Source organism: Kribbella sindirgiensis, from assembly GCF_004331435.1.
Classification (GTDB): Bacteria; Actinomycetota; Actinomycetes; order Propionibacteriales; family Kribbellaceae; genus Kribbella; species Kribbella sindirgiensis.
Genome location: NZ_SJKA01000015.1, coordinates 103,594 through 117,379 on the forward strand (window position 1 = coordinate 103,594; position 13,786 = coordinate 117,379).

Sequence of the window (13,786 nt, forward strand, 5' to 3'; positions counted from 1 at the left end):
TGCGAGAAGTCTCGGGCGGGCGGGCCCTGTCATGCAGGTATCGCGACTTCACGTGAGGTTGTTACCGAGCTACCTCACGTGAAGGTAGAGCCGTCACCTGTTTGAGTACAAGCCGTTGGCGCGACGGATATCCCGCACTTGCGATCGCGGTAGGTGTATCACCCACACCGGATCAGCCCCTCTCGTTCGTCAGTGAAGGCTTCCGGGAGGCTTGCGTGAACGACGACAACGGTGTCGTGCTGCAGTTGGGCAGCGGTTTCCAGCCGTACCGCGAGTACCTGATCCGAGGTGCGGCCGCGCGCAGCGGGCTCTGGCTGATCGACGACGAGCCAGCGACCTGGCAGACGCCGTACCTCGCCGGCAGTTCGGTGGTCGTCCCTCTCGAAGGCGCCGGTCTGGTGCTGGACCACGACGGTCTGCTCGCGGCCGCCGAGGCCGTCGCTCGTACGCGCGAGGTCCGCGGAGTCTTCACATACGACGAACCCTCGGTGATCGCGACCGCCTTGGTGGCGGAGCGTCTCGGGCTGCCGGGTCTGACCGCACGGGGCGCGCAAGGTTGTCGCGACAAGGCGCGGACGAGGCAGGCGCTCACCGCTGCCGGACTGCCGCAGCCGAGCTTCGCGGTCGTCACAACGGCCGCGGAGGCTGCCGTCGCGGCCACGGGCATCGGTTATCCGGTCGTGGTCAAGCCGCGCGGTATGGCGGCGAGTATCGGCGTCGCTGTGGTGAGCGATCCGGCCGGAATCGCCGACGCGTTCGATCGCGCCGACAGCTCCAGCCGAAACGGTCCGGCCGAATACCACGGCGGAGCGCTCATCGAGGAGATGGTCGACGGTCCGGAGATCAGCGTCGACGGTGCTGTGGTGGCCGGCGAGTACCTGCCGTTCTGCATCGCCCACAAGCAGCTGGGCGAACCGCCGTACTTCGAGGAGGTCGGCCATCTCGTCGACGGCGCGGATCCGCTGCTGGAGGATCCCGAGTTGCGCGAGCTGCTCCGCGCGGCGCATGAGGCGATCGGTGCGCCGTACGGCATCACGCACACCGAGATCCGGTTCAGCTCGCGCGGACCGGTGGTGATCGAGATCAACGGCCGGCTCGGCGGCGACCTCATCCCGTACCTGGGCAAGCTGGCCACCGGTATCGATCCCGGCGCGGTCCTGGTCGACGTGGCGCGCGGCATCCGTCCCCGGCTGGAACCGGATCATCGGACCTGCGTCGGCATCCGGTTCTGCTATCCACCCGAGGACTGCCGCGTCGTGGAGATCACCGTCCCCGAACCGGGATCGGCGCCGGGCCTGGTGGAAGCCCATCCGATGGTCGGCCCCGGGGCTAGCGTCCGGCTCCCACCGCGGGCGCACATCGGCCGGCACGCGTACGTCGTCTGCAGCGCGGACGATCTCGCCACCTGCGCCGACCGGCTCACCGCCGCCGCGGAGCTGGTCCACCTGAAGTACGACGCGCTGAACGAGCCCGAGTATTCCGGACGGCCCTGGTGAGCCACGACCCTTTGGAGTTGCTATGACCAACCACGACGTCGAACTGCTCGCGATCGGCGCCGGGCCGGCCAACCTCGCTCTCGCGGTCGCGCTGGAAGAACTCGGCGCCGACGGCCTGGCGGAGCGCTCGCTCGTCATCGAACGCGGACCGACGGTCGAGTGGCAGCGCGGCCTGCTGCTGCCCTGGACGAAGAGCCAGGTCGCCTTCGCGAAGGACCTGGTGACGCTGCGGAACCCGCGCAGCAAGTTCACGTTCCTGAACTACCTGCGCAGCGTCGGCCGGCTCGACGACTTCATCAACATGGGCAGCTTCACGCCGTACCGCGTCGAGGTCTCCGGCTATCTCCAGTGGGTCTCGGAATCGCTGCGGAAGGTGCAGCTCCGGCTCGGATGCGACTGTACGTCGGTCGAACCCGTCCGGGACTCCGCCGGCAGCCTGACCGGATGGCTGACCCGGCTCGCCGACGGCAGCACGATCTCCAGCCGCTACCTGGTCATCGGCGCGGGACGCGACCCGTACATCCCGCCGGAGCTCAGCCACCTGCCCGCTGACCGGCTGATCCACAGCACCCGGTACCGCAGCCGGGTCGCGGAGCTGGACAAGGACCAGCACCACCGGATCGCGGTCATCGGCGCGGCGCAGAGTGCGGCCGAGATGTTCCGGGCGACGCAGCACGATCTGCCGAACAGCGACGTGAGCTGGGTGATGCGCTCGATCGGGCTGCGCGCGTACGACACGAACAAGTTCACCAACGAGCTCTACTACCCGTCGTACATCGACAAGTTCTTCGAGGCGCTGCCGGAGGGCAAGAAGCAGATCCTGCAGGAGATGCACCTGACCAACTACTCCGGCGTCGAGAGCGACCTCCTGCAGGAGCTGTACACCAGCCTGTACCTGGATCGGTTGAGCGGTGTCGAGCGACGGCGGCTGGTGCCGATGACCGACATCACCGGCGCCCGGACCGACGGGGACGACATCGTCCTCGAGCTCACCGACCGCAAGACCGGCGCGGTCGACGAGCTCCGCCGGGATCTGGTCTTCCTCGGCACCGGGTTCGTCCGCGAGATGCCCAGGCTGATCCGCGGGCTGGGCGCGGCGATCGGGCTCGACCGGATCGAGGTCAACCGGCAGTACCGTCTGGAGCTCGGCGAACCGTCCGACGCGGCCTGCTACCTGCAAGGCGTGAACGAGGCGACGCACGGCATCGCCGACTCACTGCTCAGCGTGCTCGGCAACCGGGCCGCGGACATCGCCCAGGACATCCTCGGACACCGCACCGTCAAACGAGTCAACGGCGTACACCGGCCGATCGCGGAGCACCTGTCCACCGCAGAGCACCCGTCCCCCGCGGAGCGTCCGTCCGGGGCGGACCGACGTACCGCCGTCCCGGTCCCTGCCGACGGCGCAGTGCCTGCCTGACATGTCGTTGTTCCCAAAGCCTCGCCACGCAACGGCGGTCGCGACTTTGCTGGTTGCCGGCGCGGTCGCCCTGGCCGTCGTGGGATACGCCGCCGGCTGGCTGCGGCCGGAGCAGACAGCCGCGGCGACCGCCGTACCCGCGACCGCCGGACCGACATCGGCGCAACTGATGTGGCGGCTGCTGCTGGCGATCGCGGCCGTCTGCGCGCTGGCGACCTTGTGCGGCCGGCTCGCCCGGATGATCGGGCAGCCCGCCGTGGTCGGCGAGATCATCGCCGGGCTGGTGCTCGGGCCCTCGGTGATCGGATCGGTGACGCCGTGGCTGTTCGACGCCGTCCTGCCGGCCGAGGTACGGCCGAACCTCGGTCTGCTGGCCCAGGCCGGGCTGACCGTCTTCATGTTCACCGTCGGCGCCGACTTCGGCCGGATCGGCCGCGACCGCGGCGCGATCGCGGGCGCCAGCGTCGCGATCATGGCGGTTCCGTTCGCCCTCGGACTCCTCACGGCGATCCCGCTCTACTCGACGCTCGCCGGTCCTGCGGTGGAACGGCTGCCGTTCGCCGTGTTCATCGGTACGGCGCTCAGCATCACCGCGTTCCCCGTCCTCGCACGGATCGTTCAGGACTGCGGGTTGCAGGGCACCCGGCTCGGATCGCTGGCCATGCTCTGCGCCGCCGCCGCGGACGTACTCGCCTGGTGCGCCCTCGCGATCACAATGGCGATGATCCGGTCGAGCGGTCCTGGAGACGCTCTGCTCGCACTGGGCCTGACGGTTCTTCTGGGAGCCGTTGCCTTACTGGTCCTCCGGCCGCTGCTGCTCCGTCTGTCCCTCCGGTACGCCGCTGCTGTGCCTACGCCGATCCTTGTGCTGCTCGTACTCGCGCTGATCCTCGGCCTCGCCGCGGCGACCGACCGGATCGGCGTCCACGCGATCTTCGGCGGGTTCTTGGCGGGTCTCGTACTACCGAAGGGCAGCCTGCCGGTGGCGGACGTCGCGCACCAGATCGGCAAGCTGAACCGCACTCTGCTGGTGCCGGTCTTCTTCGCGTCCATCGGCCTGCAAACCGACGTGACCGCAGCGATCTCCCAGCCGCAGGTGCTCGTCGCCGGCGCGCTCCTGCTGGCCGTAGCGGTCATCGGCAAGCTCGCCGGCGCCGTCCCGGTCGCCCTGGCCGGCGGTCTGCCCGTACGGTCCGCGGCCGGCCTGGGAGTCCTGATGAACGCGCGCGGGATCACGGAGATCGTCGTACTGTCCGCCGGACTCGGCGCCGGCATCATCAACCACAGCGCCTTCACGGTGATGGTGATGATGGCGCTCGTCACCACGATGATGGCCGCGCCGTTGCTGCGGCTGCTCGGCCCGTCGCTGCTGGACCGGACCCCTTCCGGACGGTCGCCGGCAAATGCGTATGCGAGCGGTGACGCCACAAGCACGATTTCGTGACGAATCGACTACGGCTTCGTGACGGCCTCGGTGATCGAATAGGCGGCGAAGGCAGCACTGACGACGACCACACGGGGGTGTGGGGTGAGCACAGGGCCGTCGGCCGGATTCTCCTGTGCCTCCTCACGTCTTGTCGCCACCTGCGCGAATCAGCGAAAGGACGTGGAGCGTGTCGACGATCTCGCTACGCAGAACCGCACGGCCGCTCGAGGGGAACCGCGACCACACCGAGTCGGGTCCCTCGATCGCGGATGTTCTCAGCCGCGCACTCGGCTCGGACTGGTCGGCCTGGAAGGAGCTGGAAACGCGGTACGGTTCGCTCCTTCTGCACACCGCTCGCGGTGTCGGCCTCAGCCACAGCGACGCCGCCGACGCGGCTCAGCTCACCTGGCTGCGACTGTGGCAGCACGGCCGTCAGATCCGCGACCCAGAGTGCCTTCCCGCCTGGCTGGCCGCCACGGCCCGCCGGGAAGGTCTGCGGGTGGCGATCAGCCGGAAGCGGTACCTGCTGTACGCCGACCCGACGACGGAGCACAGCGACGGCCAGCGCGTGGCTGTCGTCGACGTCTACCCGGCCGACGGCGAGTACGAGCCTTCCACGGAGCGAGCACTGTCCCGGCTACCCAGTCGCTACCAGAGCCTGATCAGGCTGCTGATGTCGGACAGTTGCCCGTCGTACCTGGAGATCGCCGAGAAGCTGAACCTCCCGATCGGCAGCATCGGCCCGATGCGGATGCGCGCCCTCCGGATGCTCCGGCACTCCCCCGAACTGACCGCCCACTGAACCTACTGCGCTGTCACGAGGGGTCGGGCCGGACGCCGGTCAGCTCGGCCGTGCGCTCCCACAGGCGCGCACGCACCGCCTGATCCTGCGCCCGTACGTCGATCCGGGCCGGGCCGACCCCTCCGAAGAACTCGCCGAACTTCCGCGGCCCGTAGTAGTCACCGCCCTGTACCTCGGGTGCGGTCGCTGCGTACAGGATCGGCAGAGTGCCTTCGGACACGGACTGCGACAGCGCCTTCGTCAACGCGTTGAGCGGCCGCGCGAGCGCCCCGAGCCCTTGGTTGCGGGCGCCCGCGGCACCGATCTCGGTGGCGGTGAAGCCAGGGTGCGCAGCAACGCTGATCACCGGCGATCCCTCGGCCGCCAGGCGTTCCTGCAACTCCAGCGCGAACATCAGGCCGGCCAGCTTGGACTGCGAATAGGCGTGAGCCATCCGGAACCGACGGCGCTCGAAGTTGGGATCCTCGACGTCGAAACCCTTGCCGCGCTGGGCCATACTGGACACGGTGACGACCCGGGCCGAGTCCCCGGCCCGTAGTGCCGGCATCAGCAACCACGTCAGCGCCGCATGCCCCAGATAGTTGGTGGCGAGGATCGACTCGTGCCCATCGACGGTGCGCCGGAACTTGCCCGCCGGAATGCCCGCGTTGTCGATCAGCAGGTCGACGCGATCGCCCGTACGCTCCCGGAGATCCGCCGCCGCCTTGCGCACCGAGCCCAGATCCGCGAGATCCACCAGCACGAGCTCACCGCCCACCGCCGCCGCGGCCCGCTCGCCCCGCTCCCGAGACCGGCAGGCAAGAATCACCCGCGCTCCCTTGGCCGCAAGCACCGTCGCCGCACGCAAACCCAACCCTGAGTTCGCACCGGTGATCACGACGGTCCGCCCGCCCTGATCCTGAATGTCCTCGTCGCCCCAGGTCCGCATGACCCGCATGCTAGCTGGCCCGGTGACGAGCGAGCATCGTGTCGCGCCTCCAGCGACCGTGATCCCGGCAGCCGCGCAGCTTGCCTCTGACTCCTCGGCCGCACAGTTTGTCCCGCTGGGTGCTGTAGGTGCACTTGGTCGGCATCAGGAACGCGACCCAGAACAACCCGACCGCCGGCACGAGCACCATCCACGCGATCAGGTGTTCATGAGGCGGATAGCCGAGAACTCCGAGCACCACGACCCACAGAAGAACCAGCAGGTCACCCGCCTTCGTACCTCTCCGCCTCTTCGCCACGGTGTCACCCCCTGCGCCGCGACCTCCTGAGTGCAATCAGCTGCATACAGAGGGTAATCGCCGCGAGTGGGCGCGCTCAAGAGGTCAGGCTCGTCAGGTGAGGTCGGCGGCGTAGGCGGTTGCGAGGGGTTCGTCCCAGGGGTCGGATTCTGCCGCGAGTGAGTCGAGCACGGTTTCTGGGCGCGTTGCGCCGGAGACGACGGACAGTACGGGCGATGACGCCAGCAGGGCACGTAGTTGGAGGCGCTGCAGGGACACGCCGCGTTCGGCGGCCTGGGCTGCGAGGTGTCGTGACGGCGCCGGAGTCGACGGCCGAAGGGGTGAGTAGGCGAAGAACGCGACCTGGTTGGCCTCGCACCACGCGAGTACGTCGAGCGACTCGCGCCCGACGGCGCTGTGGTGGTTCTGTACGGCGTCGATCCGGGTGACCGCGGCCGCTCGCTCCAGGTCGGCGACCGTGACATTCGACAGACCGACCCGGGTCAGCTTGCCTTCGTCGCGCAGGTCCGCGAGCGCTGAAACGCCCTCTTCCACGGGCTGTTCGGCGAGATCGACTCGATGGAGGTAGTACAGCTCGAGACGCTCACCACCGAACACCCGGAGGCTCGTCTCGACGTCGGACCGGATCCGCTGCCGGCTGATGTCGGCGTCCCACGTGGACTCACCCGTCCGCGAGTGACCGCCCTTGGTTCCGGCGATCACGCCCGTGCCCCGCGCGGCCTCGGCGGCCAGTTCCTCGCCGTACAGCGGCGCGTCGACGTGGGCGTATGCGCGCGCGGTGTCGAGGATCGCCGTACCCGCCGCGATACCGGCGCGGATCGTCGCGAGATCGGCGGAGCGATCCCTGGGCGCGAACGAGAAGCTCGCGACCCCGAGCGCGACCCGCCCGACCAGTTCCTTCATTCAGACCTCCTGCACACGCACGTTACACGTACGTCCGGCAGATCCGGTTCACCTCCTGCTTTGTAGATGCCCTAGGCAACTATTTGACCGAAGATTGCCGTGAACCGGATGACGGCAGTGGCCGTGTAGGCCCCAAACACACCGAGCACGGCGTCGACGACGGCAGCCGTGACGACCAGGGAGGGACCACATCATGACCAGTGCGACACGACGACTCCGGCGAGGCATCACCGCGGCGGCCGTCGCGACAATCACCACGGGCGTCGCCCTCGGCGTGGCCGGTACGGCGTCCGCGGCACCCACGAACCGCGTCGTCATCGAGGCCGGCCAACTGATCGTCACCGGCACGAACCGCGCCGACACCATCACGCTCACCGTGCCGGCCGCGGACACCTCGGTGGTCGACGTCGACCTCGGGGACGGTACGAAGCGCGCCGTGAAGCGCAGTGACTTCGGCCAGATCAACGTCAGCAGCCGTGGCGGCAACGACGTCGTACGGATCGACTACGGCGCCGAAGCGCAGCCGTTCACGATCGTCGACACCGGCTCCGGCAACGACCGGGCGTTCGGTGGCAGCGGCAACGAACTGTTCCGTACCGGCGCCGGCAACGACTCCGTCGACGGGAACCGCGGCAGCGACACCGCGCTGCTCGGCAGCGGGAACGACACGTTCACCTGGGATCCGGGTGACGGCAGTGACGTGATCGAGGGCGGCCGCAGCCAGGACACCATGGTGTTCAACGGCGCGGCCGCCGCGGAGAGGTTCGTTGCCGCCGCCAACGGTCCGCGCCTGCGGTTCACCCGGGACGTCGGCAACATCGTCATGGACACCGACAACGTCGAACGGATCAAGCTCAACACCCTCGGCGGCGCCGACACGGTCACCGTCGACGATCTGCGCCGTACCGACGTCCGCAAGGTCGACGTCGATCTCGGCGCGCAACTCAACGCGAGCGGCGGCGACTCGGCGGCCGACGCGATCACCGTCACCGGCGCTGCCGGCAAGGACCGGATCCGGGTGTCCGGCTCCAACGGGAACGTGCGCGTCGCGGGCCTGAGCGCCGACGTCCGCCTCTTCGACGCGGAACCGACCGACCAGTTGACGGTCGACACCCGCACCGGCAAGGACAAGGTCAGCACCGGAAAACTCGCGGCGAACATCATCGGCCTCAGCATCCTCTGACCACCCCGGCAGCACGAACCCCGGCGTCCGCCCCACCGCGGACGCCGGGGTTCAGCCATCTCCACGCATGCTCGCTTGACAATTTAACTGAGTCGACTCATTATTGAGGCAGCTCAGCTTAATAACACTGGGCAGGTCATCGGAAGGGGAAGTCGCCGTGCGTGCGTTCGTCGTCAGGCAGTACAAGGGACCGCTGCAGGAAGCGGACGTCCCCGAGCCCGTGGTCGGAGAGCACGACGTCCTCGTGCAGGTCCGGGCTGCCGGGCTCAACGTGCTCGACGAGAAGATCCGGGCGGGCGAGTTCCGGCAGATCCTCCCGTACAAGCTGCCGCAGATCCTCGGCAACGACGTCGCCGGAACCGTGGTCCGCGTCGGCGCGAAAGTGCGCGGATTCAGGCCCGGCGACGAGGTCTTCGGCCGGCCGGACAAAGACCGCATCGGAACCTTCGCCGAGCGCATCGCGGTGGCCGAGGCCGACCTGGCGTTCAAGCCCGTATCGGTCAGCCTCGAGGAAGCGGCGTCGCTGCCACTGGTGGCGTTGACCGCGTGGCAGGCACTCGTCGAGCGAGGCAACCTCCGGCCGGGGCAGCGGGTCCTGATCCACGCCGGCGCAGGGGGCGTCGGAACGATCGCGATCCAGCTCGCCAAATACCTCGGCGCAACGGTCGCCACAACCGTCAGCGCCGGCAACGCCGAGTTCGTGCGCGAACTCGGGGCGGACTTCGTGATCGACTACCGCAGCCAGGACTTCGAGCAGCTCGTCGAAGGGTACGACCTGGTGCTCGACAGCCTCGGCGGGAAGAACCTCGAGAAGTCGCTCCGCGTCCTGCGCCCCGGCGGCAAGGCGATCGGGATCGCCGGCCCGCCCGACTCGGCGTTCGCCCGCGAGCTCGGCGCGAACCCGCTGCTCCGGCTGGTGATGACCGCCCTCAGCGCCCGCATCCGCCGCCAGGCCCGGCACCTCGGCGTGACGTACGAGTTCCTCTTCATGCGCGCCAGCGGTGATCAGCTTCGCCAGATCTCTGCCCTCGTGGACAGCGGCGCGCTGCGTCCCGTCGTCGGACGGGTCTTCGACTTCGACCAGACCGCGCAAGCAGTGCAATCCCTCGACAAGGGCGGCATCCGCGGCAAAGCCGTCATCAGCCGGCCCTGACCACCCCTACGAAACAGGAGAACCACCATGAGTACCGTCATCACCGCCTACAAGGACGCGCCCGCCCGCACGGTCGACGCCGGCGGCGTCACCTACGCCTACCGCGAGCTGGGACCGAAGGGCGGCATCCCTGTCGTCTTCTTCGTTCACCTCGCCGCGACCCTCGACAACTGGGACCCGCGGATCATCGACCCCATCGCCGCGGAGCGCCACGTCATCGCCTTCGACAACCGCGGCGTCGGCGCCTCCACCGGGCGCGTCCCCGACAGCGTCGAGGCGATGGCCGACGACGCCTACACCTTCATCACGGCGCTCGGCTTCGACAAGATCGACGTCTTCTCCTTCTCCCTCGGCGGCATGGTCGCCCAGGCCCTCGTGGTCAAGCACCCCGAGCTCGTCCGCAAGCTCGTCCTCACCGGCACCGGTCCCGCGGGTGGCAAGGACATCGACAAGGTCGCCGGCACCACGTACTACGACATCCTGCGGGCGACTCTGACCCGGTCGGACCCGAAGGAGTTCTTGTTCTTCAACCGCGACGCCACGGGCAAGTCCGCCGCCCGCGCGTTCGTCAACCGGCTCAAGGAGCGCACCGTCGACCGCGACGCAGAGATCAAGACCAAGGCCTTCCAGACGCAGCTCAAGGCGATCAAGAGGTGGGGACGCTCCGCGCCCGCCGACCTGTCGAAGATCACCCAGCCCACCCTGATCGCCAACGGCGACAACGACCGCATGGTGCCCTCAGTGCTCTCCGAGGACCTGCACCGGCGCATCAAGGGCTCGGAGCTGATCATCTACCCCGACTCCGGCCACGGCGGCATCTTCCAGTTCCACGACAAGTTCGCCCCCGTTGCCGTCGAGTTCCTCTCACGATGACTACCGCGAAAGTGGGCGTGAAGAAGCACCTCACCTCCTCGATTCCACTCTGGGTGCGCACCGACCAGCCCCGCCAGACCGGCATGGACTACTGGAAGGGCCCGCACTCGAAAATCATCTCCGCCACCCCGGGCTTGGAGGAGTACCGGCAGATCCACCTTGCGGAGGACAACCCGGGCCGGTGGCCGGTGACCGACGGGGTAGAGACGTCGATCCCCGTCGACCGGAAGATCGACGGCGTCGCGGAAGTCACCTTCCACTCGGCGCTCTCCCCGCTCCTGGGACGCAAGCAGACACAGCTCGCCTACAAGGACGAGATCAACGTGTTCCGCCGTACTCTCCTCTACACCGGCCCGCCGAACTCGTCCCGCTGGTACGACGTCGCAGGCCCTGGCGAGGCAGTCGGTGCCCGTGCGATGGTCTACCTCCGTCGCAGAGACGGGGTGGGTGCCGGCGAGTTCCGGAGGTTCATGAAGGAGCAGCTCGTTCCAGCGCTCGCCGCCACCGGGGTGCTCAAAGAGCTTCGTACGCAGACTTTCCTGCCCTGGATCGAAAAACTCTGGGACACCCCGAACGTCGCCCACGACAACCCACACGACCAGCAGTTCCACGCCTCCCTCATCCTCGGGTTCACCGACACCGCAGCACGCGATGCCTTCTTCACCAGCAACGTGCCGGCGGAACTGTCCAAGCAGCTGGCACCGCTGGCCGCGGCGATCCATGCCTACGACGTCGACGCGGCCCTCACCTACGTCAAGAACGGCACCGTCCTGCCGCACTACGAGCAATAGCTGCCCATGGGAGAATGAACGCCTGCAAACTACACAGCCGGAGCCCACACAGCAGACAAGGAAGGCAGCCATGCCACTCGCCTCCCAACGAGTCGGACGGCGCGAGCGGAACAAGCAGGAGAAGCTCGACCGCATCACCGCCGCCGCCCGCGAGCTCTTCGCCGAGCGCGGAGTCGACGAGGTCACCACCCAGGAGATCGCGGACAAGGCCGACATCGGCGCCGGCACGCTCTTCCTCTACGCCAAGACCAAGGGCGAACTGCTCCTGCTGGTGCAGAACTCGACGTACGCCGACGCACTCGCCGAAGGTACGTCGGCAGCCGAGCGCATCCCCGACGTACTCGACGCGGTGATGGCGATCGTCCGCCCGGTCGTCGAATGCAACCGCAAACAGATCGACAACGGGCGGACCTACCTGCGCGAGATCGTCTTCGGCGACCCCGAGGAGCCCCACCACCGCACCGCCCTCGGACTGACAGTGCAGACCGAGAAGGCGATCGCCGACGTACTACAGCGAGACGAGCGCAACAGCGCCACCGACGCCGCAACGCTCGCCCACATCGTCTCCGCGATCATGTTCGTCAGCATGGCGGCAACGATCAACATCGCCAAGCCCGTCGACGACGTCGTCCAGGAGATCAGGATGCAGGTCCAGGTTCTCCTGCAGAGGTGATGTCAGGCTGACTTGACCTCGCGGCGGAGGAGGCGGAAGAGGCCGAGGATGAGGGGTAGGAGGACCCAGATGGCGCCCGAGACTGCGAGGTGGGCCCAGTCGGCGGCCTGGAACGTGCGCTGCTCGAAGGCGGGGGCCATCGCGGAGTTGACGTCGAGCCAGGGTGCGACCTTCTCGAGGCTGCCGACCATCGAGAAGAGTACGGTCCACGCGATCGGGATCACGTAGTAGAGGACGATCGCGGCGGCGGTGTTCATCAGCAGCATGCCGAAGGCGAAGCCCTGAACGATGCCGATCAGTTGTACGGCGAAGAAGTCGCGGACGTTGGCGGCACCAATGTTCCAGGTGCCGGCGCCGTCCAGGAACGCCATCCCGGCCAGGTTGCTCAACGCTGCGACGCCGAGTGCCACGACCACCGCCACCAGACCGACCAGGACGACGGCGACCAGCTTGGCGACGGCGATGCGGATCCGGCTGGGTTCGAGCGTGAAGGTGACCAGGCCGGTGCGCTGACTCCACTCGGCGGTGACTGCGAGGATGCCGAGCACCGGGAGCAGGATGCTCTGCGGGGTCGCGGTCGCACCGATCATGTTCAGGAAGGTCAACTGGTCCGGGTCGGCGACGAACAGGAACACGACGATGACGGCGACCGTGATGAGACCGATCGCGGTGAGCAGCCAAAAGCCCGCCCGGGTGTCTACGAGCTTGCGCAGTTCGGCCCGCAACAGGCGGCTGAAGGGGACCGGCGTCACCCGCGGATCCGGCAACAGTTCGGTGTGGGTCGCGGTACTCATGCGGTGACCTTCTCTCGTGCGTCGGCGGCGGTGAGCTGCAGGAACATTGCTTCGAGTCCGGAACCGTCCGCGCCACGCAGCTCGGTGACGACCACGCCGTGTTGCGCGGTGGCCGTGGCGATCTGCTCGCGGGTGGCGTCCACGACGTACGAGCCGTCGGGCTCGAGCTGGTACACGTAACCCGCGACGTCGAGGCAGCGCCCCAGCGCATCCGGGTCCAGGCCGCGGACCAGGGTGCCCGCGGCGTTCAGCAGGTCGGCCTTGCTGCCGTCGGCGACGATCACGCCGCGACCGATGACGACCAGGTGATCGGCGATGACCTCGATCTCGTGCAGCAGATGTGAGGACAGCAGGACGGTTCCGCCGCGATCGGCGAAGCTCTTGAGCAGCCCGCGCATCCAGTGGATACCGGCCGGGTCGAGTCCGTTGGCGGGCTCGTCCAGGATCAGGACCTGCGGGTCGCCGAGCAGGGCGTGCGCGATGCCGAGGCGTTGCCGCATGCCGAGGGAGTAGTTGCCGACCCGGCGGTTGCCCTCCTCGCCGGACAGTCCGACGATTTCGAGCATTTCGTCGACCCGTTGGAGGCGGAGGCCCATGACGATGGCGCCGAGGCGGAGGATCTCGCGCCCGGTCCGCCCGGTGTGCTGTGCGGACGCGTCGAGGAGGACCCCGACGTGCCGGCCCGGGTTGGACAGTTCGGCGTACGGAACCCCGAGGACGGTGCTGCGACCCGCTGAGGGCGGCGTCAGCCCGGTCATCATGCGCATCGTGGTCGACTTGCCGGCCCCGTTGGGACCGAGGAAGCCGGTGACGGATCCAGGCTGCGCCCGGAAGGACACGCGGTCTACGGACTGATGTGCGCCGTACCGCTTACTGAGTTCTTCGACTGTGATCATGAGGTCGAGCCTGGACCCGCGCACCGGCCGGGCACATCAGCCGCAGTGCCACCGCCGCGAACCACGGGATCGAGTTGTGTAGCCCGTGGTAGGGGTCGGGCCGGACCGTGGTCTCTGCCCGGAAGCACAGACCTCCCGTACCGTGAGCAA

Annotated in this window: 15 protein-coding genes; 9 read left to right on the forward strand and 6 right to left on the reverse strand. The window is 68.3% G+C overall.

Going from position 1 to position 13,786, the window contains the following annotated elements:
• The first annotated feature begins 215 nt into the window (after positions 1-215).
• From E0H50_RS32770 to E0H50_RS32780, 3 genes are read left to right on the forward strand one after another with little or no spacing between them, the layout of a single operon-like run.
• Complete coding sequence (locus tag E0H50_RS32770; RefSeq protein WP_131294863.1) at positions 216-1,496, forward strand: ATP-grasp domain-containing protein; 1,281 nt, start codon at positions 216-218, stop codon at positions 1,494-1,496.
• Between the two features lie 22 nt (positions 1,497-1,518).
• Complete coding sequence (locus E0H50_RS32775; protein WP_131294864.1) at positions 1,519-2,916, forward strand: lysine N(6)-hydroxylase/L-ornithine N(5)-oxygenase family protein; 1,398 nt, start codon at positions 1,519-1,521, stop codon at positions 2,914-2,916.
• Position 2,917: 1 nt separating this feature from the next.
• Positions 2,918-4,360: a cation:proton antiporter gene (locus E0H50_RS32780; protein WP_131294865.1), complete on the forward strand. Its 1,443-nt coding sequence runs from the start codon at positions 2,918-2,920 to the stop codon at positions 4,358-4,360.
• Positions 4,361-4,368: 8 nt separating this feature from the next.
• Here E0H50_RS32780 and E0H50_RS44300 read toward each other — a convergent pair whose 3' ends face one another.
• Positions 4,369-4,500 (reverse strand): hypothetical protein, encoded by a 132-nt coding sequence (locus E0H50_RS44300; RefSeq protein WP_272948538.1) that lies wholly within the window; start codon positions 4,498-4,500, stop codon positions 4,369-4,371.
• A 29-nt stretch (positions 4,501-4,529) separates the two neighbouring features.
• On the opposite strand from E0H50_RS44300, the gene E0H50_RS32785 reads away from it, so the two are divergent.
• A complete protein-coding gene (locus tag E0H50_RS32785; protein WP_165547377.1) occupies positions 4,530-5,144 on the forward strand; it encodes an RNA polymerase sigma factor in 615 nt (204 codons plus the stop codon).
• Between the two features lie 13 nt (positions 5,145-5,157).
• On the opposite strand, the gene E0H50_RS32790 is transcribed toward E0H50_RS32785, so the two are convergent.
• The 3 genes from E0H50_RS32790 to E0H50_RS32800 all read right to left on the reverse strand — a co-directional run bounded on the left by E0H50_RS32790 (position 5,158) and on the right by E0H50_RS32800 (position 7,273).
• Complete coding sequence (locus tag E0H50_RS32790; protein WP_131294867.1) at positions 5,158-6,072, reverse strand: oxidoreductase; 915 nt, start codon at positions 6,070-6,072, stop codon at positions 5,158-5,160.
• Positions 6,073-6,082: 10 nt separating this feature from the next.
• The gene (locus E0H50_RS32795; protein WP_131294868.1) at positions 6,083-6,370 is read right to left on the reverse strand and encodes a hypothetical protein; all 288 of its coding nucleotides are present in this window, start codon (positions 6,368-6,370) and stop codon (positions 6,083-6,085) included.
• Positions 6,371-6,463: 93 nt separating this feature from the next.
• Entirely contained in the window at positions 6,464-7,273 is an 810-nt protein-coding gene (locus E0H50_RS32800; protein ID WP_131294869.1) for an aldo/keto reductase, read from the reverse strand.
• A gap of 193 nt (positions 7,274-7,466) precedes the next feature.
• On the opposite strand from E0H50_RS32800, the gene E0H50_RS32805 reads away from it, so the two are divergent.
• From E0H50_RS32805 to E0H50_RS32825, 5 genes are all read left to right on the forward strand, one after another.
• Complete coding sequence (locus E0H50_RS32805; RefSeq protein WP_131294870.1) at positions 7,467-8,456, forward strand: hypothetical protein; 990 nt, start codon at positions 7,467-7,469, stop codon at positions 8,454-8,456.
• Positions 8,457-8,613: 157 nt separating this feature from the next.
• The gene (locus E0H50_RS32810; protein WP_131294871.1) at positions 8,614-9,609 is read left to right on the forward strand and encodes an NADP-dependent oxidoreductase; all 996 of its coding nucleotides are present in this window, start codon (positions 8,614-8,616) and stop codon (positions 9,607-9,609) included.
• 27 nt (positions 9,610-9,636) lie between these two features.
• Positions 9,637-10,482, forward strand: coding sequence for an alpha/beta fold hydrolase (locus E0H50_RS32815; protein WP_131294872.1), 846 nt, complete (start codon positions 9,637-9,639; stop codon positions 10,480-10,482).
• Positions 10,479-11,273, forward strand: a complete 795-nt coding sequence (locus E0H50_RS32820) for a strictosidine synthase (protein WP_131294873.1) — start codon at positions 10,479-10,481, stop codon at positions 11,271-11,273. Before E0H50_RS32815 ends, E0H50_RS32820 begins: the two co-directional genes overlap by 4 nt.
• A gap of 70 nt (positions 11,274-11,343) precedes the next feature.
• Positions 11,344-11,946: a TetR/AcrR family transcriptional regulator gene (locus tag E0H50_RS32825; RefSeq protein ID WP_131294874.1), complete on the forward strand. Its 603-nt coding sequence runs from the start codon at positions 11,344-11,346 to the stop codon at positions 11,944-11,946.
• A gap of 2 nt (positions 11,947-11,948) precedes the next feature.
• Here the strand turns inward: E0H50_RS32825 and E0H50_RS32830 are convergent, their stop codons facing one another.
• A complete protein-coding gene (locus tag E0H50_RS32830) occupies positions 11,949-12,740 on the reverse strand; it encodes an ABC transporter permease (RefSeq protein WP_131294875.1) in 792 nt (263 codons plus the stop codon).
• The gene (locus tag E0H50_RS32835; RefSeq protein ID WP_131294876.1) at positions 12,737-13,636 is read right to left on the reverse strand and encodes an ATP-binding cassette domain-containing protein; all 900 of its coding nucleotides are present in this window, start codon (positions 13,634-13,636) and stop codon (positions 12,737-12,739) included. The genes E0H50_RS32830 and E0H50_RS32835 overlap by 4 nt, the downstream gene beginning before the upstream one ends.
• Positions 13,637-13,786 lie beyond the last annotated feature (150 nt).